The following is a 23,140-nucleotide window of genomic DNA, read 5'->3' as shown; positions in this document are numbered from 1 at the left end:
TGCAAAGTAGGCTCTGCATGGCTTTAGTTTGGGCAACAATGACACTGCCCTTGTCTAGGACTGGTTACATTGAGCTTTGATCGAAATCGTTGCCTTGATCAGTACCCGTTTGAGTATCTGAGTCGAAGCTGCCAGAGTCATCCGTGAAGTCAACACCTTGATCTTGACCTCCTGCACTTGTCCAGTCGCTGCCGCCAGATTCCATACCCGCCATGTCTGGTTGCTGATCTTGAGCAGAACCTTGCATGGTGTATTGATCATCGACTTCAACTTCAACTGTGCCACTCGCACCTTCTACCGCGCTGCCCAATTCGTCGTAACCTTGGAATTGGATTTCGCTCGTACCTTCGTAACCTTCTGGTAAGTCAACCGATACTGGTTGGTTCAGGTTGCCACTTAATGTGAAGCTACCATCGCCATTATCCAGTGCGTTGCTTACTGATGCACCATCAGGTAGACCGGACATTTCTGCATAATCCACCGATTCGTTACCACTGACCTCATCTGGAACCGAGATAGAAATGGTATCGCCTGGTGCTGCAGTCACATCAGCTGCGCTCTCCTCTTCACTGTCTGCACCGTTTGCTGCTTGCTCTTCAGGCTGTTGCGCTTCGCCGACTTGCTGCTCTGATGATGCTTGAGCAGTTTGGATTTGTGGCTCGTCGCTTTGCGCTGAATCGTCCGCAACTTGGATGCTCAGATTCTGAGTCGATACTTCACCGTTGTCGTTGACCTGAACATCCATAGCCAAATTGCCATCGAAGTCATCGTTCGGCCAGTATGTCCACTCTTCATCACCTGATTTCGCAAAGAAACCAGCATCGTTTGCATCGGCGACATCCAACACTTCTGCAGAAGGGCTAATGCCAAGCTCATCAATCAACTGTGCTTCCGTTAGTGTTAGTGAACCATCATCAGCCAGTGCGTAGCCTTCGCTGGTTGTGGTTTCACCTTCACCTTGGATGTCGACATTGAAGAAGCTCTCAATGCGGTTTTCACCGTCAGTTGCAATGAAGCCAACTTGAACATCTCCGGTGTAGCCTTCTGCTGGTGTGAATTGGTAGTTACCTTGGTTATCGGTCTCTATCACACCTTGACCTTCCATTAGGCTCACTGACTCAATGCTCAAGCTGTCGCCTTCTGCATCGCTCAAGGTCGATAGCATGTCATCATTGGTGAACGACAAGGTGCCATCCGCTGCCATTTCTGTGGTAGAAATGCTGTCGATTTCTGGAGAAGCATTCTCTTGTGGCGCGTCTTCTTTCACGACCACACCTGTTTGCTCATCATGAAGCACACCGTCTTTATCAATCACGTAAGCGATATCCGCTTCACCAGTAAAGCCTGGTGCTGGATTGAATGTCCATGTGCCATCACCGTTATCGACAATCTCACCTTGGCTGCGATCAGCTAGGTGAACGAATTTCACTTCATCACCCGCGTCAGCGTCTACGTTTTCTGCCAATCCGATTAGGTCATCAGCGGTTAGGATAACTGGTTCACCCGCTAGGGTTTCGAAGTCACCTGAATCGATGCCATCTTCGAACTCTTCTGGCTCGTCACCATAATCCACCGTTGTTGCGGTCACGGTTACGAAGAACTCGCCATTAAAGTCAGCCGGAGGCGTCATTTGCAGGTCTGAAATATCCCACTCGTTCAAGTCGATGTATTGACCCGGCTCCGTAATGGTAATGGTGTTCACACCATCCGTAACTTCGAAGCCAACAGGGAAACCAGTCATCACTAGGTTACTTAGCGTTTCTGAATCGTCGATTAGACCGACATTCAAGCCTAGGTGACCCGTTTCGTCCTCACCGAACACTAACGGACCATCATGGTCGGTTGTGATGACTGCGCCATCCGCAACAGGGCGAACAAACACTGGTACATCAAGTACCGTCTCAAACTCACCGTCACTTACCACAACTTGCAAGTCAGAAACCCCTGCAAAATCGCCAGTCGGTGTGAATGTCCAAGTACCGTCACCGTTGTCTGTTACCTCACCACCATCTTCACCTTCTGCGGTGATAATGCGTGATACGACTAGGTTTTCAGTATCGATATCGCCAAACAAGTTCATCAGGTCGCCAGCGTCGAAGGTGAATGCGCCATCTTCGTCGGTTGCCATAAAGGCATTACCCACATTGAATGGAGCATCGTTGACTGGGATAACATCCACATTCAACGAGCCTTCAACCACTTCTTCACCATCCGTCGCGGTGTAGCCCAGTTCCACCAAACCATTGAAGTCTTGAGTGGTTACCAAGTGGTACATACCATCTGGTTGCTGGGTTAATGTCGCGTTTGCAGGCGCACGAACCGTGATGCTTTCTACGCTGATTTCGTCACCATCAAGATCCGTAACTTGATCAGCGATGTAAGCTGGGTCAATCACCATGACCACATCTTCTTCGCCTTGCATCTGGATGGTTGGCGCTTCTGGTGCATCGTTAACCGCTTCGACGTTTAGATTGCCTTCAACCGGCGTCACTAAATCACCATCGCTGACGCCGAACGACATTGGCACATCACCATTGAAGTTCTCAGCTGGAGTGAATGACCAAGTACCATCACCGTTGTCTAGCAAGTCACCGTATTGCTCATCAATCACTAGGTCGACAGCAGACAGTTCGTCGTAGGTGTTGTCGATATCTGTCGCGTTAGCAAGCAACATGTCCTGCGTGATAAGAATGGTGGTATCTTCGGTGCCAGCAATATTCACTGGCGTTGATTGCGGCGCATCGTTAATTGGGTTCACCGTTAGGTCAACGCCCACTTCCACGCTCGCACCATCGTTATCAATCAAGTCGAAGCTTAGGTCGATATCGCCATTGAAGTTCGCATCAGGCGTAATCGTAAAGCTACCATCTTGGTTCTCAACAACGGTTGCATTGGCTACCGCGGTTAAGTTCACTGCTTCTAGATTATCGCTGTCGACGTCACCCGCTTGAGCCAGTAACTGCTCTTGACTCAATGTGATTGAACCGTCTTCATCGACGCTGTAAGCCAAGTCGCCAGATACCGGAGCATCGTTGACTGGCAATACATCAATGTTCGCGTTGGTTGTCGCAGTTGCACCATCTTCATCAGCGACGACTACGTCTAGGCTTACGCCACCGTTGAAGTTTTCATTTGGTGCGAAGCTGTAAGTGCCATCGTCATTCGCCGTTAGAATGCCGTCACTACCACTGTAAGAGACGCTTTCTAGGCTCACGTCGCCTTCCACATCGCTTGACTGCGCTAGCAGTTGCTCTTCCGTGAAGATAATGACTTCGTCTTCATTGACAGAGTAACTTGTCGCACCTGCGATTGGTGGATCGTTCACCTCAAGAACGGTAATACCCGCAGTGGTTGAGTCTGTCGCACCCTCATCATCGACAACCACAACGTCTAGGCTGACCTCGCCATTGAAGTTTTCGTTTGGAGAGAAGGTGTACGTACCATCACCATTGTCTTGGAACACACCATCGTTGCCACTGTAACTCACGCTACTGATCGCAACATCACCCTCGATATCAGACGAATTAGCCAGTAGTTGCTCATCACTGATGGTGATCGAGTTGTCTTCATGTACCGTGTAAGACGTGCTGCCCGCAACTGGTGGATCGTTCTCTGGCGTCACACTCACATCAATGTTGGCAGAGGTCGTATCCGTACCGTCTGACACATCGAACGTAAAGTTCACATCGCCATTGAAGTTCTCGTTCGGCGCGAAGCTGTACGTGCCATCGCCATTGTCGGTTAGGACACCGTCCGTGCCAGTGTAAGTAACACCTTCAACTGTTAGGTTGTCACCTTCTACATCCGTCGCGCCTGTTAACAAGTCAGCATCGGTAAAGGTAAGAAGACCGTCCTCACCCACGGTGAACGCTTGGTCTTGTGGCTCTGGCGCGTCATTGACTGGTGTCACCGTTAAGTCGAGACCAGCAGCAACCACTTCTTCGCCATCCGTGACATCGTAACTAAATTCAATGTCACCGTAGAAGTTCTCGCTCGGAGTAATGGTGAAACTGCCATCCTCGTTCATTTCAACCGTTGCATTTTCATCATTGGTGCTCAGGTTGATTGCACTTAAGTCATCGCCATCGATATCAACAGCGTGCTCCAGTAACTGCTCTTGAGTTAGCGTAATGCTGTTGTCTTCGGCAGTGACTGCAGTGATGTCACCCGTTACTTCTGGTGCATCATTGGTTGGCGAGATATGAATCGTCACATCTTGCGTCGCTGTCGCCGTTGTACCTGTATCCACATCCGTAGAGGTTGCATTTACGGTTAGCGTCACATCGCCATTGAAGTCCGCAGAAGGAATAAACTCTAGCCCTTCTAGCTCGCCAGGTTGTAGTGACCAAGTGCCGTCGCCATTATCAACACCCGCTGATAGCGAGCTGCCTTCTGGCACATCTTCAATCAAGATAGCGAGGTTTTCTGAGCCATCGGTATCGGTTAACGCCGCATCGATATCAAGCGGCACTGGCGTATCTTCGGTACCAATGATTTGGTAATCCGCGTCCGCTACTGTGATTTCGATGTTGTCGATACCAAACGATTCATCCCAAACGTCTTGATTCAAGGTTGAACCGAAGCCAAGTTGCAATTCACCATCCTCGACAGGAACCGTCAGATTGATTTGGTGAGCTTGGTCGTTCCAACCACTGAAGCCTTCACGTTGAGAAGCTCCGTGGATCACTTCACCTACTTCGTTACCGTCAGAATCGTAAAGCGTTGTCGTACCATCTTGAGTACGGAACGCTGAGTTCTCTAACGTCGTTAGCTGTTCACCGCCCACAAAGATTTGGAACGACTCGCCATCCCATGAATCGATTTCGTAGAAGCTAAACGAGATATTCACTTCGTTGACATCGCTTGGGATCTCGTAGGTTTTGCTGACCGCTTCATCACCACCAGTGCCACCAATACGACCCAACATGTCGCCCGTTTCGAAGCCTTGTGAACTTTCGGTGTTCGCGTTCCAACCGTTCGAGCCAGACTCGAAGTTATCAGATGCAATCACCAAGTCTGAAGCAATCGACAGCTCTGGCATATCGACCACAGATTGAACATCAATGTTCGCTTCTGCTGGCACGGTTGCGGTGCCATCGTTGACGTCAAACGTTACGTTCACGTTGCCATCGAAGTTTTCATTCGGAGCGAAGGTGTACGTGCCGTCACCGTTATCAACCAAAGTACCGCTGTCAGAAGCAACGTTTTCAACCGTTAGGTTATCACCATCGATATCACCTGCATTTTGCAGCAGTTGCTCTTCGGTGAAGGTGAAGCTGGTGTCTTCTTGCGTAACAAACTGTGGCTGACCAACCGTTGGTAAGTCGTTCACTGGGTTCACAGTCAGATCGGCAGTCGCTTGAATGGTGGCATCGCCGTCCGTAATGTCGAAGCTCAGATCAATGTCGCCATTGAAGTCTGCATCCGGCGTGATAGTGAAGCTACCATCGTCATTCGCAACAACGGTCGCATTGCCGTCAACAGTCAGGTTGGATGCAGTTAGGTCATCGCCATCCACGTCGCCGGCTTGAGCAAGAAGCTGCTCTTGGCTGAGAGTGATAGAACCATCTTCATCCACGCTGTAAGCCAAATCACCTGATACTGGCGCATCGTTGACTGGAAGAACATCGATGTTTGCATTGGTTGCTACCGTTGCACCATCTTCATCAGTCACAACAACATCAAGACTGACGTCACCGTTGAAGTTTTCGTTTGGTGCGAAGCTGAATGTACCGTCACCGTTATCGGTAAAGATACCGTCGGAGCCGCTGTAGCTGACGCTATCAATCGCGACGTCACCCTCAACATCAGAAGCATTCGCCAATAGCTGCTCAGAGCTAATGGTGATGACTTCATCTTCGTTAACGGAGTAGCTGGTCGCACCGGCAATTGGTGGATCGTTTACCTCAAGTACTGTAATACCCGCGGTGGTTGAATCCGTTGCACCGTCTTCATCGACAACTACAACGTCTAGGCTGACCTCGCCATTGAAGTTCTCGTTTGGCGAGAAGGTGTAAGTACCGTCACCATTGTCTTGGAACACGCCATCTGCGCCACTGTAGCTCACGCTATCAACCGAAACATCGCCTTCAATATCTGACGAATTCGCTAGTAATTGCTCATCGCTGATGGTGATCGAGTTGTCTTCATGCACCGTGTAAGACGTGCTACCTGCCACCGGAGGATCGTTCTCTGGCGTCACGCTTACATCGATGTTTGCGGTCACGGTATCCGTGCCATCAGAAACATCGAAGGTAAAGTTCACGTCGCCATTGAAGTTTTCGTTTGGCGCGAAGCTGTAAGTGCCATCACCATTGTCGGTTAGGACACCATCAGCACCTGTGTAGGTCACACCTTCTACCGATAGGTCATCGCCATCGATATCCGTTGCACCATCAAGCAGATCTTCATCAGTGAACAACAAGACGCCATCTTCGCCAATGGTGAACGCTTGATCTTCTGGCTGTGGAAGGTCGTTAACTGGATTAACCGTTAGGTCTGCCGTCGCGACCAAGGTGTCAGAACCATCACTAATATCAAACGTGATATCAATGTCACCATTGAAGTTCGCATCTGGTGTGATGGTGAAGCTGCCATCGTCGTTAGCAGTTACTGTCGCATTACCATCTACAAGCAAGTTTTCAGCAACAAGGTCATCGCCGTCCACATCGCTCGCTTGAGACAACAATTGCTCTTGGCTCAATGTAATCGTGTTATCTTCATCTACGTTGTAAGCCAAGTTGCCCGATACTGGCGCATCGTTGATTGGCAATACATCCACTGTGATATAGGTGTCGACTTCTGCGCCATCTTCATCACGAATAGTCACGTCTAGCGATACTTGACCATTGAAGTTCTCATTCGGTGCAAAGCTACAAGTGCCATCGCCATTTACTGAGAAGATGCCATCTGGACCGTCGTAGCTGATGCTTACAAGCTCAACATCCCCTTCGACATCCAAAGCATTCAGAAGCACTTGTGATTCACTGAACGTTAGAACTTGGTCTTCATCGATGGTGTACGCAGTTGGACCTGCGATTGGCGGATCGTTCACCTCAAGTACCGTGATACCTGCGGTAGTTGAATCCGTCGCGCCATCTTCGTCGATTACAACAACATCTAGGCTCACTTCGCCATTGAAGTTCTCGTTTGGCGAGAAGGTGTACGTGCCATCTCCGTTGATTTCTAGCACACCATCGTTACCGCTGTAGCTCACGCTATCAATCGATACATCACCTTCAATATCCGATGAGTTCGCTAGTAGCTGTTCATCACTGATGGTGATCGAGTTATCTTCATGCACTGTGTAAGACGTACTGCCTGCCACCGGTGGATCGTTCTCTGGCGTCACACTCACATCGATATTCGCGGTCACGGTGTCCGTGCCATCAGAAACATCGAATGTAAAGTTTACGTCGCCATTGAAGTTTTCGTTTGGAGCGAAGCTGTATGTGCCATCGCCATTGTCAGTTAGGACACCGTCCGCACCTGTGTAAGTGACACCTTCTACCGATAGGTCATCGCCATCGATATCCGTTGCGCCATCAAGCAGATCTTGGTCAGTGAAGGTCAACACACCATCTTCACCAATAGTGAACGCTTGATCTTCCGGCTGCGGCAAGTCATTAACTGGGTTAACCGTTAGGTCCGCCGTTGCAACGATAGTATCGCTGCCATCGTTGATATCGAACGTGATATCAATGTCGCCATTGAAGTTCGCGTCAGGCGTAATGGTAAAGCTACCATCGTCATTAGCCGTAACCGTCGCATCACCGTCAACCACTAGGTTAGAAGCAGTTAGTGCATCACCTTCTACATCCGTTGCTTGTGCCAACAATTGTTCTTGGCTTAGCGTGATTGAGTTGTCTTCGTCGACACTGTAAGCCAAGTCACCCGATACTGGAGCATCATTGATTGGCAGAACATCAATGTTTGCCGCCGTCGAAGCGGTCGCACCATCTTCGTCCACGACTACAACATCAAGATTCACTTCACCATTGAAGTTTTGGTTTGGTGCAAAGCTGAACGTACCATCACCATTGTCGGTAAAGATACCTTCACTGCCACTGTAGCTCACGCTATCTAGTGCTACCTCACCTTCAATATCGGAAGAGTTTGCCAACAACTGTTCTGCACTGATGGTGATGACTTCATCTTCATCAAGGGTGTAACTGGTTACGCCTGCGATTGGTGGATCGTTCACCTCAAGAACGGTAATTCCCGCTGTTGTTGTATCAACCGCGCCGTCCTCGTCAACCACGACAACATCTAGGCTAACATCGCCTGTAAAGTTTTCGTTTGGTGAGAAGGTGTAAGTACCATCGCCATTAATTTCTAGCACACCGTCGTTACCGCTGTAGCTCACGCTGCTGATCGCAACATCACCCTCGATATCAGACGAATTAGCCAGTAGTTGCTCGTCACTGATGGTGATCGAGTTGTCTTCATGTACTGTGTAAGACGTGCTGCCCGCCACCGGAGGATCGTTCTCTGGCGTCACACTCACATCAATGTTGGCAGAGGTGGTATCCGTACCGTCTGATACATCAAACGTGAAGTTCACGTCACCGTTGAAGTTCTCGTTCGGTGCGAAGCTGTAAGTGCCATCGCCATTATCGGTGAGAACACCGTCTGCACCTGTGTAAGTCACTCCTTCAACTGTTAGGTTGTCACCTTCTACATCCGTCGCGCCTGTTAACAAGTCAGCATCGGTGAAGGTAAGAAGACCATCCTCACCCACGGTGAACGCTTGATCTTGTGGCTCTGGAGCGTCATTGACTGGTGTAACGGTTAGGTCAAGACCTGCCGCGACCACTTCCTCCCCGTCTGTCACGTCGTAGGTGAACTCGATATCACCGTAGAAGTTCTCGCTTGGAGTAATGGTGAAACTGCCATCCTCATTCATTTCAACCGTTGCATTTTCATCATTGGTGCTCAGGTTGATTGCGCTTAGGTCGTCACCATCGATATCAACAGCGTGCTCCAGTAACTGCTCTTGAGTTAGCGTGATGCTGTTGTCTTCGGCAGTGACTGCGCTGATGTCACCCGTTACTTCTGGTGCATCATTGGTTGGCGAGATATGAATCGTCACATCTTGCGTTGCTGTCGCTGTTGTACCTGTATCCACATCCGTAGAGGTTGCATTTACGGTTAGCGTCACATCGCCATTGAAGTCCGCAGAAGGAATAAACTCTAGCCCTTCTAGCTCGCCCGGTTGTAGTGACCAAGTGCCGTCACCATTATCGACACCCGCTGATAGTGCGCTGCCTTCTGGCACATCTTCAATCAAGATAGAGAGGTTTTCTGAGCCATCGGTATCGGTTAACGCTGCATCGATATCAAGCGGCACTGGTGTATCTTCGGTACCAATGATTTGGTAATCCGCGTCCGCTACCGTGATTTCGATGTTGTCGATGCCGAATGATTCGTCAGGAATACTTTGGTTTAGCGTAGAACCAAAGCCTAATTGAAGCTGACCGTCTTCCACCGGAACAGTTAAGTTCACTTGGTGTGCCTGATCATTCCAGAAGCTAAAGCCTTCGCCTTGTGAAGATCCGTGGACAACTTCACCCACTTCGTTGCCGTTAGAGTCGTAAAGCGTTGTCGTACCATCTTGAGTACGGAACGCTGAGTTCTCCAAGGTGGTTAGTTGTTCGCCGCCGACAAAGATTTGGAACGACTCGCCATCCCAAGAATCAATTTCGTAGAAGCTAAACGAGATATTCACTTCGTTGACGTCACTTGGGATCTCGTAAGTTTTGCTGACCGCTTCATCACCGCCAGTACCACCAATACGACCCAGCATGTCGCCCGTTTCGAAGCCTTGTGAGCTCTCAGTGTTCGCGTTCCAACCGTTCGAGCCAGACTCGAAGTTATCAGAGGCAATCACCAAGTCCGAAGCAATCGACAGCTCTGGCATATCAACCACAGATTGAACATCAATGTTCGCTTCTGCTGGCACGGTAGCGGTTCCATCGTTGACATCAAACGTTACGTTCACGTTGCCATCGAAGTTTTCATTCGGAGCGAAGGTGTACGTGCCGTCACCGTTATCGACTAACGTACCACTGTCAGAAGCAACGTTTTCAACCGTTAGGTTATCACCATCGATATCACCTGCATTTTGCAGCAATTGCTCTTCGGTAAAGGTGAAGCTTGTGTCTTCTTGCGTAACAAACTGTGGCTGACCAACCGTTGGCAAGTCATTCACTGGGTTCACAGTCAGATCGGCAGTGGCTTGAATGGTGGCATCGCCGTCCGTAATGTTGAAGCTCAGATCAATGTCGCCATTGAAGTCCGCATCTGGTGTGATAGTGAAGCTGCCGTCATCGTTCGCAACAACGGTCGCATTGCCGTCAACAGTCAGGTTCGCTGCGGTTAGGTCATCGCCATCTACGTCGCCTGCTTGCGCAAGAAGCTGCTCTTGGCTGAGAGTGATAGAACCGTCTTCATCCACGCTGTAAGCCAAATCACCTGATACTGGCGCATCGTTGACTGGCAATACATCAATGTTTGCATTGGTTGCTACCGTTGCGCCATCTTCATCGGTCACGACAACATCTAGGCTGACATCACCGTTGAAGTTTTCGTTTGGCGCGAAGCTGAATGTGCCATCGCCGTTGTCAGTAAAGATACCGTCAGAGCCGCTGTAGCTAACGCTATCAATCGCGACGTCACCCTCAACGTCAGAAGCATTCGCCAATAGCTGCTCAGAGCTGATGGTGATGACTTCGTCTTCGTTCACTGAGTAGCTGGTCGCGCCGGCGATTGGTGGATCGTTCACCTCAAGTACCGTGATACCTGCGGTGGTTGAATCCGTAGCTCCGTCTTCGTCTACCACAACAACATCTAGGCTGACTTCACCATTGAAGTTCTCGTTTGGAGAGAAGGTATACGTACCATCACCATTGTCTTGGAACACTCCATCTGCGCCGCTGTAGCTGACGCTGTCAATTGCGACTTCGCCTTCGACGTCAGATGAGTTAGCCAATAACTGCTCGTTACTGATGGTGATCGAATTGTCTTCATGCACCGTGTAAGACGTGCTGCCTGCTACCGGTGGATCGTTCTCTGGCGTCACGCTTACATCGATGTTTGCGGTCACGGTATCCGTGCCGTCAGAAACATCGAAGGTAAAGTTCACGTCGCCATTGAAGTTTTCGTTTGGCGCGAAGCTGTAAGTGCCATCACCATTGTCGGTTAGAACACCATCTGCGCCAGTGTAAGACACACTTTCTACCGATAGGTCATCGCCATCGATATCCGTTGCGCCATCAAGCAGATCTTCATCAGTGAACAACAAGACGCCGTCTTCGCCAATGGTGAACGCTTGATCTTCTGGTTGTGGTAGGTCGTTAACTGGATTAACCGTTAGGTCAGCCGTTGCAACAATAGTGTCGGTGCCGTCGTTGATGTCGAACGTGATATCAATGTCACCATTGAAGTTTGCATCTGGCGTGATGGTGAAGCTGCCATCATCGTTTGCCGTGACCGTTGCATCACCGTCAACCACTAGGTTAGATGCGGTTAGCGCGTCGCCTTCTACATCCGATGCTTGAGCAAGAAGCTGCTCTTGGCTTAGCGTAATTGAATTGTCTTCATCGACACTGTAAGCCAAGTTGCCCGATACTGGCGCATCGTTGATTGGCAATACATCGATGTTTGCGTTAGTTGCCGCAGTTGCACCGTCTTCATCAACAACCACAACATCTAGGCTAACATCGCCATCAAAGTTGGCGTTTGGTGCGAAGCTGAATGTGCCGTCACCGTTATCAGTAAAGATACCGTCAGAGCCGCTGTAGCTTACGCTATCAATCGCAACTTCACCTTCAATGTCAGAAGCGTTCGCCAATAACTGCTCAGAGCTAATGGTGATGACTTCGTCTTCGTTCACTGAGTAGCTGGTCGCGCCTGCAATTGGTGGATCGTTCACCTCAAGTACTGTAATACCTGCGGTAGTTGAATCCGTCGCACCGTCTTCATCGACCACGACAACATCTAGGCTCACTTCGCCATTGAAGTTCTCGTTTGGCGAGAAGGTGTACGTACCGTCACCATTGTCTTGGAACACACCATCTGTGCCGCTGTAGCTAACGCTATCAACCGCGACATCTCCTTCGACGTCTAATGAATTCGCCAGTAACTGCTCGTCACTGATGGTGATCGAGTTGTCTTCGTGTACGGTGTAAGACGTGCTACCGGCCACCGGTGGATCGTTCTCAGGAGTGACTGTCACATCGATATTCGCGGTCACGGTATCCGTGCCATCAGAAACATCGAAGGTGAAGTTCACGTCGCCATTGAAGTTTTCGTTTGGAGCGAAGCTGTATGTGCCGTCACCGTTGTCGGTTAGGACACCATCTGCGCCAGTGTAGCTCACACCTTCTACCGATAGGTCATCACCATCGATGTCCGTTGCGCCATCAAGCAGATCTTGGTCAGTGAAGGTCAACACACCATCTTCACCAATGGTGAACGCTTGATCTTCTGGCTGCGGCAAATCATTAACTGGGTTAACGGTTAAGTCCGCCGTTGCAACAATAGTGTCGCTGCCGTCATTGATATCGAACGTGATATCAATGTCGCCATTGAAGTTCGCATCTGGCGTGATAGTGAAGCTACCATCGTCGTTTGCCGTAACTGTTGCATCACCGTCGACCACTAAGTTAGACGCACTCAGCGCATCACCTTCTACATCCGATGCTTGAGCAAGAAGCTGCCCTTGACTCAACGTGATTGAGTTGTCTTCGTCGACGCTGTAAGCCAAGTTGCCCGATACTGGTGCATCATTGATTGGTAAGACATCGACCGTGATGTAAGTATCGACCTCTGCGCCGTCTTCATCGCGAATGGTTACATCCAACTGCACTTGACCGTTGAAGTTTTCATTCGGTGCAAAGCTACAAGTACCATCGCCATTTACTGAGAAGATGCCATCTGGACCGTCGTAGCTGATGCCTACTAGCTCAACATCCCCTTCAACATCCGAAGCATTCAGTAGCACTTGCGACTCACTAAAGGTTAGAACTTGGTCTTCATCGATAGTGTATGCAGTAGGACCTGCGATTGGTGGGTCATTTACCTCAATCACAGTAATGCCAGCAGTGGTAGAGTCCGTTGCACCATCTTCATCGACAACGACAACATCTAGGCTCACCTCGCCGCTGAAGTTCTCGTTTGGTGAGAAGGTGTAAGTACCATCACCGTTGATTTCTAACACACCATCGTTACCGCTGTAGCTCACGCTATCAATCAACACATCGCCTTCAATATCCGATGAGTTCGCTATTAGCTGTTCGTCACTAATGGTAATCGAATTGTCTTCATGAACGGTGTAAGCCGTGCTGCCTGCAACCGGTGGATCGTTCTCTGGCGTAACTGTTACATCGATATTTGCCGTCACGGTATCCGTGCCATCGGAAACATCGAAAGTGAAGTTCACGTCGCCATTGAAGTTCTCGTTTGGTGCGAAGCTATATGTGCCATCACCATTGTCAGTAAGAACACCGTCCGTGCCTGTGTAAGTGACGCCCTCAACAGAGAGGTCATCCCCTTCAATGTCGGTAGCGCCTGTTAGCAGATCCGCATCAGTAAAGGTCAGCACACCATCTTCACCAACAGTGAACGCTTGATCTTGTGGTTCAGGCGCATCGTTAACTGGTGACACCAATAACTCAAGGTTGGTAGAGACAACATCATCGCCATCAGACACATCGAACGTAAAGGTGATATCACCATTAAAGTCCGCATCTGGCGTTAAGGTGTAAGTACCGTCGCCATTGTCTGTGATGGTGATGTTTTCATCATCCGTTGCCAGATTCAGCGCTGTCAGTTGGTCTCCATCCAAGTCACGCGCATTAGCAAGCAAATCTTCTTGCGTAATTAGGATTGAACCATCTTCTTCAACCATCGCTGAAACAGGCAATGCTTCAGGTGCATGTTCAATGTGAGCACCTGTTGCATTTACGTAGATGGTTTGAGAAACGGTTTCAGAATCATTATTTGACAGCTCTGTTGCCGTTGCCGTTACATTGATTTCTAGCTGTTGGTTAAAGTCTTCTGGCAATTGAATCTGTAGCTCTTGTTCAATTGCTGTGGTTGGAAGCGTTACAGAACCATCTGGTCCTACTGTTACTTCACCGCTGTAGATCTGGCTGTTCACTTCACCTACATCAATGGTGAAGTTGAAGTCGGTGTAATCGGCATCGCCGCCACCGTAGAGATCTTCAAAGCCGTAAACCAGTTCACCGTCTTCGTTCACGGTAGTTCGGGTATGTTCAATACCATCTTGGTTGAGCTCTGAGCTTGAACCACCGTGGAAGACTGCATCACCGAATTGACTTTGAATCACGGTTTCAGAACCATCAGCGCCAACAAACACGAGTTGTGGGTCAACTGTATCCATGTTCGCAGGAGAGCCATCTGCTGCACGGAACTCGTACTGACCATCTTGCATGGACGCAAAGTCATTGAAGTTATGACCGTTAGGAATCAAGAATAGGTTGAAGCTTTCCCCTTCCGAGATTTGGAAGCTGAACTGATCTTGTCCCGGAACGAGGTCACCGCCGCCGCCAACTTGAGAGGCGTTTTCGTACACCACTTCAACGCCCGTGATGTTGCCATCTTCATCGACTTTGTAGTAACCCGCTGTGTTTTGGTAACCCGCGGTTTCACCTTCAAACGTAACCGTGATTTCAGTATCGTTGAAACTGGTGATACCGTTGTCTTGATCGTTAAGCACCCCTTCGTTGTCGTAGCTGATCACCGAACCTTCAGGAACACCATCAACGGTCACAGTCAGCGTTTCTGACAAGTCTTGGTCAACCAATGCTGCGGCGATGTTCACTTCAACAATACCGCCTGGCTCGACCAAGATTGCTTGATCATCCACGTTTCGACCGTCGCCATCAGTGATGACTAGGTCTGGCGCATCTGCTACGGCTTCGATGTGAACATTAATGTCTTGCTCAACTTCATCAGTGCCGTCAGAAACCGTAAAGCTGAATTGCAAGTCACCACTGAAGTGCTCTTCTGGTACGAAGCTAAACGTACCGTCACCGTTGTCCGTTACAGTACCTTCATCCCCCGAGTAGTTAATGCTGGTAACAGTGAGGTCATCACCATCAATATCAATCGCACCGCTCAGAAGATCTCCTTGCGTGAACAGGATGCTGCCATCCTCTTCAATGTGGTACATGCCAGGCGCAACAATTGGAATGTCATTGACTGGGTTCACCGTCAATGTCATTTCATTGGCAACACTCAATTCACCGTCGCTCACTTCATAAGTAAACTCGATGTCTCCATTGAAGTGCTGTGAAGGCATAACGGTAAACGTGCCGTCGCCGTTGTCCACGATAGAGGCATTCGGATCATTGGTTTCTAGTGCCGTTGCGTATAGGTCATCACCATCTTGATCGCTGGCATTTTCAAGCAGCATTTCTTGTGTCACGAGAATAGAACCATCCTCGTCCACGTCTGCCACGATTGGCGCTGCTTCTGGTGCATCGTTGACGAACTCAACATTCAAGTCGATGTTTGCCGCCACCACATCGGTGCCATCACTCACATCAAACGTGAGGTCAACATTACCAAAGAAGCCCTGCTCTGGCGTTAACGTGTAAGTGCCATCGCCATTGTCTGTTACTTGAACCGTATCGCTTAAACTCGTCACGTTCACAACAGATAAATCATCGCCTTCGACGTCCGTCGCTTGAGCCAGCAGCTCTGCTTCAGTAATCGTGATAGCTTCGCCGTCTTCTGTGGTGAAGGACAAATCAGGCACATCTGGCAGGTCGTTCACTGGGTTAACGGTGAGGTTTAGATCCGCAGCGACGGTTTCAATCGCGTCAGTTACGTCATAAGTAAATTCGATTTCACCAAAGAAGTTTTCGCTCGGCGTAATCGTGAAGCTACCATCAGCGTTCTCAACGATGGTTGCATTAGGATCGTTGGTCGACAGGTTCACCGCTTCAAGGTTGTCACCATCCACGTCCGTCGCGTTCGCTAACAAGTCTTCTTGAGTAATGGTAATTGAGCCATCTTCATCGACGACCGCATCAACCGGGCCGCTGACCTCTGGACCTTCGTTGACGATCTCAACATCGATCTTCGCAGTGCTTGGGGCACTTGCTTGACCATCGCTGATGTCGAAGGTCAGGTTCACTTCACCATAGAAGTTCGAAGTTGGCTCGAAGGTAAAGGTGTTGTCGCCGTTGTCTGTCAACGTACCTTGTGACTGGTCAACAAGCAGCAGATTCTCGATATGCAGAATGTCGCCATCCACATCGGTCGCACCTGATAACAGGTCTTTTGCTTCGATGATGATGGTGCCGTTTTCTAGCATTTGAGTATGCAGCGGCGCACCAGGAACTGGCACATCGTTGACTGGAATAACGGTCAGATCTAGATGGGTATCGACTTCATCGGTGCCATCGAAGACTTTGTAATCGATGTCGACTTCACCATTGAAGTTTTCATTCGGCATAAAGGTGTAAGTGCCGTCGCCATTGTCGACAAGCTCACCGTTATCACCGCTGTAAGAGATATCAGAGATAGACAGCGCATCGCCTTCTACATCACTTGCATTCGCAAGCAGGTCGTCCGCGCTAAACGTAATGCCCACATCCTCATCAGTCGACAACACAATCGGACCAGAAACGATTGGCGCATCGTTTACTGCTTCGAAGTTGATGTTGATGATGTTGTCGTCAGTGAGTTCACCATCTGTAACTTGGTAACCAAGCTCAATCTCACCGTAGAAGTTCTCATCTGGTGTGACTGTCCATGTACCATCGCCGTTATCGGTTAACGTAGCGTGCTCCGCGTTATCCCCCACCAGCTCTAGGTTTTGAATATCAAGAACATCGCTATCTATATCACTCGCTTGTGCTAAAAGCTGTTCTTCTGTGATTACCACAGAGGCAAACTGTGTAGAACCTTCGGTATCGATGGTCACATTTGGCAGGTCAGCGGTCAGTTCGATTTCACTGTCACCTTCACGGATATTCAGTTCTACCGTTTCAGTGATTTCCGTGCCGTCCACGCTAATAGATGTGAACACCGCTTCATCATGACAAGTTTGCGAAACCGTCATGTTTTGAACCACGTAAGTACCGTTACCTTGAATCGTTCCTAACTCAAAGTAAGACACAGGCTCGTTCACCGTTAAGGTGTAATCCGTCTCATAGCTACCACGATCTTCTTTGTGGTAAGTCATCGAGTCGATCAAGTCACCATCAGAGTTGAAGGCGCGAATTTCGACTTCGGTAAAGTGGCGAGACTCTTCCATAAACCAGCCGCCTAGACCATCTAGGTGGAAGCTGATTTCGTTGATGTCTTGACCTTCAACGGTCACAGTCAGTTTTTCATCACCACTCAAGCCTTGGCGGTCAGTATCGCCAATACCGTGACCGATGTGTGTTTTACCATTCCACGCACCGAGTGGGTCATCATTACTTTGAACGGTAACTTTCAAATCGCCATCGACAAACTCACGTGTGTAAGGGTCAACAGCAGTACCCCAATCATCAAGGCTGGCGTTGTCGTCAAAGGTACCAATTTGACTCGTATGCGTACCGTTCGCCAATGCATCATCATTTGGAATGAAGCGCACTTCCGTGTCTGCAGGCACCTCCTGCCCGACTTCTAGCTGTACCCATTCGTCATTTAGATTTGCTTCAATGATGCCGTTTTCAGGGGCTTGGTCGAGACGTAACGCAGGCTCTTCACGCAGAGAAACACCCACTGTTTGGTCTTCTTCTGCTTGAATAAAGATCTCGTCGCCCGCTTCTGGCGCATCGTTGACAGGATTAACGGTCAGATCCAACGTGGTCAGAACATCATTTTCGCCATCGCTGATGTTGTAAGTGAAGTCCAACTCACCGTTAAAGTTTTCCGTATGCGTAATGGTGAAAGAACCATCATCGTTGGCTACGATCGTCGCATCTGGGTCATTGGTTTGTAGATTGCTGGCAACAAGGTCATCACCTTCAATGTCTGTCGCATTCGCAAGCAATTGTTCTTGGGTGATGGTGATGGCGTTATCTTCATCTACCTCAGCTTGAATACCTGACGTTTCTGGTGCGTCGTTCACCGCGATAACATCGATGCCTGCGGTTGTTGTATCCGTTGCACCATCTTGGTCGATAACCGTAACGTCGAGCGAAATGTTACCGTCAAAGTTCTCATTTGGCGTGAAGGTATATGTGCCGTCGCCATTGTCCACGAAGCTACCGTCGTTACCAGAGTAGCTAACATTCGCCAAGGCTACATCGCCTTCCACATCAGAAGAGTTAGCTAACAACTGCTCGTCACTAATGGTGATTTGACCGTCTTCTTGAACCGTGTAAGACGTAGCACCTGCCACCGGAGGATCGTTCACTGGAGTCACGCTGACATCAATGAATGCTGGTGTTGAACCTGTGCCGTCAGACACATCGAATGTGAACTGAACATCACCGTTGAAGTTCTCATTCGGCGCGAAGCTGTAAGTGCCATCGCCATTATCGTTAAGCACACCATCCGCACCGGTGTAGAGAACGTTTTCGATAGACAGATCATCGCCATCAATATCCGATGCGCCTTCCAATAGGTCTGCATCCGTGAACAGCAAGGAGCCATCTTCTTCTACCGTGAACTGTTGATCTTGCGCTTGTGGCAAGTCATTCACAGGATTAACCGTAATATCCAGACCAACTTGTACCGAACCACCATCGTTATCAATGATATCGAAGGTCAGATCTAGGTCGCCGTTGTAGTTTTCATCCGGTGTGATGGTGTAACTGCCATCATCGTTGTATTGAATCGTCGCGTTGTCATCTGTCGATAGATTGATGGCTTCAAGGTTCTCGCTATCAATATCGCCCGCTTTGGCAAGCAACTGCTCTTGGCTTAGCGTTATTGAGCTGTCTTCGTTGATGGTGTAAGCCAAATCACCCGATACTGGTGGATCGTTGATTGGCAATACGTCGACATTGATGTGCGTATCAACGGTTGCCCCATTCTCATCTTGAATGGTCACATCCAACTGAACTTGACCATTGAAGTTCTCGTTTGGCGCAAAGCTACAAGTACCATCGCCATTGACGGTAAAGATACCATCCGAGCCTTCATAGCTGATGCCAACAAGCTCTACATCGCCCTCGATATCAGACGCGTTGGCAAGAATTTGTGACTCACTGAATGTCAGTACTGAATCTTCATCAATCGTGTAAGACGTTGTACCGGCAACTGGAGGGTCATTCACTTCAATGACCGTAATGCCTGCGGTCGTTTCGTCAATCGCACCTTGCTCATCCGCCACAATCACATCAAGGCTGATATCACCGCTGAAGTTCTCATTCGGCATGAAGGTATAAGTGCCGTCACCGTTGTCTTGGAATACGCCATCGGTGCCTGCATAGGTCACGCTATCGATGGACACTGCGCCTTCCACATCCGAAGAGTTAGCCAGAAGCTGCTCGTCAGAAATCGTAATCGCATTATCTTCATCAACCGTGTAAGACGTTGAACCCGCAACCGGAGGATCGTTGACTGGAGTGACGCTCACGTCCACATTGGCAGGTACGGTTTCAGTGCCGTCAGAAACACCAAAGCTAAAGCTGACATCACCGTTGAAGTTTTCATTTGGTGCAAAGGTGTAAGTACCATCACCGTGGTCAGTCAGCACACCATCGCTGCCTGTGTAGCTAATGCCATCAACCGTTAAGTTGTCGCCATCGATATCGGTCGCGCCAGCAAGCAAGTCTGCATCGGTAAACTGAAGCGTGCCATCTTCTTCAACACTGAACTGCTGGTCTTGAGGAACAGGAAGATCGTTAACCGGATTAACCGTTAGATCCGCCGTTGCTTGGATAGTGTCTGTACCGTCCGTAATGTTGAATTGGATATCAATGTCACCATTAAAGTCCGCATCTGGTGTAATCGTGAAGCTGCCATCATCGTTCGCTGTAACGGTTGCGTTTCCATCAACAGTCAAATCACTAGCAGTCAGGTCGTCGCCCTCAATATCAGACGCTTGAGAAAGAAGCTGCTCTTGGCTGAGTGTAATCGCACCGTCTTCATCAACGCTGTAAGCCAAATCACCCGATACTGGCGCATCATTGATTGGCAATACATTCACATTGATGACGGTATCAACTTCTGCCCCATCCTCATCTCGAATGGTCACATCAAGTTGAACTTGTCCGTTAAAGTTCTCGTTTGGCGCGAAGCTGCACGTGCCATCATCGTTAACGGTGAAAATGCCATCCGGACCATCGTAACTAATGCCAACAAGCTCTACATCGCCTTCCACATCAGAGGCATTCAACAGCACTTGCGACTCACTGAAGGTCAGAACTGAATCTTCATCAATAGTGTAAGAAGTTGGTCCTGCGACTGGTGGATCGTTCACTTCCAGCACCGTAATGCCAGCAGTGGTGACATCCGTTGCGCCTTCTTCATCAGCGACGACAACATCAAGCGTCACTTCACCATTAAAGTTTTCATTTGGAGAGAAGGTGTACGTACCGTCACCATTGATTTGCAACACACCATCGCTGCCAGAGTAGCTCACGCTATCAATCGAGACATCCCCTTCTAAATCCGAAGAGTTTGCCAACAGCTGCGCGTCAGAAATGGTAATAGAGTTGTCTTCGTGAACTGTGTAAGACGTTGAACCAGCCACCGGAGGATCATTCACCGGCGTGACGCTCACATCTACATTCGCTGAAACCGTATCCGTGCCATCAGATACGTCGAAGCTGAAGTTCACATCACCGTTGAAGTTCTCATTTGGCGCAAAGCTATATGTGCCATCACCATTGTCAGTTAGAACGCCGTCGGTGCCTTCATAGCTGATTCCCGTTACAGAAAGGTCATCGCCTTCAATGTCGGTCGCACCAGCAAGCAGATCCGCATCAGTAAATTGCAGCGTGCCGTCCTCTTCCACACTGAATTGTTGGTCTTGAGGAACAGGCAGATCGTTGATTGGATTAACGGTTAGGTCAGCGGTTGCTTGAATGGTATTCGTGCCATCTGAGATATCGAAGCTGATGTCGATATCACCATTAAAATCTGCGTCCGGCGTGATGGTGAAGCTACCATCGTCATTTTGAGTCACCGTCGCGTTGCCATCTACCGAAAGGTTAGACGCCGTCAGTGCATCGCCTTCCACATCGGAAGCTTGCGACAACAACTGCTCTTGGCTCAAACGAATCGAGCCATCTTCGTCCACCGAGTAAGCAAGATTGCCTGATACTGGCGCATCATCGACAGGCGTAACGCTTACATCAATGTTGGCAGAAACCGTATCTGTGCCGTCGGACACATCAAAGCTGAAGTTCACATCACCATTGAAATTTTCATTTGGCGCAAAAGTGTAAGTCCCATTGCCGTTGTCGGTCAGGATGCCGTCGCCACCGTCGTAGCTCACACCTTCAACTGTTAGGTTATCGCCTTCAATATCCGTTGCGCCAGTAAGCAGGTCTGCATCGGTGAAGATCAGAGTGCCGTCTTCCTCCACGCTGAACTGCTGGTCTTGAGGAACAGGCAAATCGTTGATTGGGTTAACGGTTAGATCAGCGGTTGCTTGAACGGTGTTCGTGCCATCTGAGATATCAAAGCTGATGTCGATGTCACCGTTGAAATCTGCGTCCGGCGTGATAGTGAAGCTACCATCGTCGTTTTGAGTCACCGTCGCGTTGCCATCTACCGAAAGATTAGATGCCGTCAGTGAATCGCCTTCCACGTCAGAAGCTTGCGACAACAACTGCTCTTGGCTCAAACGAATCGAGCCATCTTCGTCCACCGAGTAAGCAAGATTGCCAGATACTGGCGCATCATCGACAGGTGTGACGCTTACATCAATGTTGGCTGAAACCGTATCCGTGCCGTCGGAAACATCAAAGCTGAAGTTCACATCACCATTGAAGTTTTCATTTGGCGCAAAAGTGTAAGTCCCATTGCCGTTGTCGGTCAGGATGCCGTCGCCACCATCGTAGCTCACACCTTCAACGGTTAGGTTATCGCCTTCAATATCCGTTGCGCCAGCAAGCAGGTCAGCATCGGTGAAGATCAGCGTGCCGTCCTCTTCCACCTCAAAGGTTTTATCTTCAGGAACTGGTGCGTCATTGATTGGGCGAACAGTTAAATCGATAGAGCTTGAAACGGTTTCTTGACCATCACTGATATCAAACGTTAAGTCGAGTTCACCATTGAAATCAGCGTCCGGAACCACGGTGAACGTGCCGTCACCATTGTCTTGAACCGATGCATTCTCACCTACTTGGACGTTAGACGCAACAAGGTCGTCGCCATCAACATCACTTGCGTATTCGAGTAATTGTTCTTGCGTGAAGGTAATGGTGCCGTCTTCATCCATGATGTAAGCCAGATCTTGTTCTACCTCTGGCGCATCGTTTTCACCTTCGACTTTGATTTGGAACGTTTCGCTCGTGGTTTCAGAGTCGAAATCATCTTCTACTTGCGTCGTGGTCTCTTCACTGGTGTCTTGAACGTCCACCGCAAAGGTTTCTTCTGTGGTTTCTGAATCTAGGTTATCACCACCTTGTGAACCTTCAGAATCAGATGAAGAGGCACTTGGCGCAGCCGAAGTTTGTACAGCTTGTCCTTGTGCTTCATTGCCTTCTGCGTCCGAACCACCTTCAGAGCCAGAGGCATCACCGCCACCAACAGCTTGTGCACCCGCACCTGAAGCCGCACCGCCGCTGCCCGCCGCTTCTTCACCAGACCCACCGTCTGATGCCACACTGTCTACCACGTTCGATTGAGCGGCATCCGACCCACCGCTACTCTCTGGCGTGTCTTCTTGTACCGCACCACCGGACGCCGAGGCTTCTTCCTCTGCTCCGGCACCACTTGGGTTGTCTTCCATCGCCTGATTGGCTTCGTCTGCTGCATCGGTATTTTCAGCACCCGTCGCTACGGTCGAAGCAATCGTATTCTGTTGATTTTGCTGATTCTGCTGCTGGGAGGGCGTACCCGCGTCATTGGTTTCCGTTTGTTCTACCGCGTCATTTAGGTCTTTGTTTTGGTTATTTTGGTTGTTGTCACCTGCCATTACAGCCTCCGTTGCCATTAGCTAACTGATCGTGTTTAGAGGCAGTAAAGGACACCATTCTGGAAAACCAACTTTTTT

At 49.4% G+C, this 23,140-nt stretch carries 1 protein-coding gene; it reads right to left on the bottom strand.

Annotated elements, in window-relative coordinates:
* Window positions 1-64: 64 nt before the first annotated feature.
* On the bottom strand, window positions 65-23,062 hold the full coding sequence (locus tag A9237_RS19385; RefSeq protein ID WP_078609170.1) for a tandem-95 repeat protein: 22,998 nt from the start codon (window positions 23,060-23,062) through the stop codon (window positions 65-67).
* Window positions 23,063-23,140: the final 78 nt, after the last annotated feature.

Origin of the sequence: Vibrio owensii (assembly GCF_002021755.1) — a bacterium.
GTDB lineage: Bacteria > Pseudomonadota > Gammaproteobacteria > Enterobacterales > Vibrionaceae > Vibrio > Vibrio owensii.
Note: the sequence above shows the minus strand (reverse complement) of the source record. Positions and strands in the feature narration are given on the sequence as shown.